Origin of the sequence: Citrobacter sp. Cc139, from assembly GCF_030334645.1 — a bacterium.
In the GTDB taxonomy this organism is placed as follows: Bacteria; Pseudomonadota; Gammaproteobacteria; order Enterobacterales; family Enterobacteriaceae; genus Citrobacter; species Citrobacter werkmanii.
Genome location: NZ_JAOWDM010000033.1, coordinates 1 through 1,279, shown reverse-complemented (window position 1 = coordinate 1,279; position 1,279 = coordinate 1). Strand labels below are relative to the sequence as shown.

At 53.5% G+C, this 1,279-nt stretch carries 1 rRNA gene; it reads right to left on the bottom strand.

Annotated elements, in window-relative coordinates:
- A 23S ribosomal RNA gene (locus OGV69_RS01355) occupies window positions 1-1,279 on the bottom strand; the annotation flags it as partial.

Genomic DNA, 1,279 nt, shown 5'->3' with positions numbered 1-1,279 from the left:
GTCTCAGGGAGAACTCATCTCGGGGCAAGTTTCGTGCTTAGATGCTTTCAGCACTTATCTCTTCCGCATTTAGCTACCGGGCAGTGCCATTGGCATGACAACCCGAACACCAGTGATGCGTCCACTCCGGTCCTCTCGTACTAGGAGCAGCCCCCCTCAATTCTCCAGCGCCCACGGCAGATAGGGACCGAACTGTCTCACGACGTTCTAAACCCAGCTCGCGTACCACTTTAAATGGCGAACAGCCATACCCTTGGGACCTACTTCAGCCCCAGGATGTGATGAGCCGACATCGAGGTGCCAAACACCGCCGTCGATATGAACTCTTGGGCGGTATCAGCCTGTTATCCCCGGAGTACCTTTTATCCGTTGAGCGATGGCCCTTCCATTCAGAACCACCGGATCACTAAGACCTGCTTTCGCACCTGCTCGAGCCGTCACTCTCGCAGTCAAGCTAGCTTATGCCTTTGCACTAACCTCCTGATGTCCGACCAGGATTAGCTAACCTTCGTGCTCCTCCGTTACTCTTTGGGAGGAGACCGCCCCAGTCAAACTACCCACCAGACACTGTCCGCAACCCGGATTACGGGCCCACGTTAGAACACCAGCCATTAAAGGGTGGTATTTCAAGGACGGCTCCATGCAGACTGGCGTCCACACTTCAAAGCCTCCCACCTATCCTACACATCAAGGACCAGTGTTCAGTGTCAAGCTATAGTAAAGGTTCACGGGGTCTTTCCGTCTTGCCGCGGGTACACTGCATCTTCACAGCGAGTTCAATTTCACTGAGTCTCGGGTGGAGACAGCCTGGCCATCATTACGCCATTCGTGCAGGTCGGAACTTACCCGACAAGGAATTTCGCTACCTTAGGACCGTTATAGTTACGGCCGCCGTTTACCGGGGCTTCGATCAAGAGCTTCTCCTTACGGATAACCCCATCAATTAACCTTCCGGCACCGGGCAGGCGTCACACCGTATACGTCCACTTTCGTGTTTGCACAGTGCTGTGTTTTTAATAAACAGTTGCAGCCAGCTGGTATCTTCGACTGATTTCAGCTCCACGGGTAAACCGCTTCACCTACCTATCAGCGTGCCTTCTCCCGAAGTTACGGCACCATTTTGCCTAGTTCCTTCACCCGAGTTCTCTCAAGCGCCTTGGTATTCTCTACCTGACCACCTGTGTCGGTTTGGGGTACGATTTCGTGTTACCTGATGCTTAGAGGCTTTTCCTGGAAGCAGGGCATTTGTCACTTCAGCACCGTAGTGCCTCGTCATCAC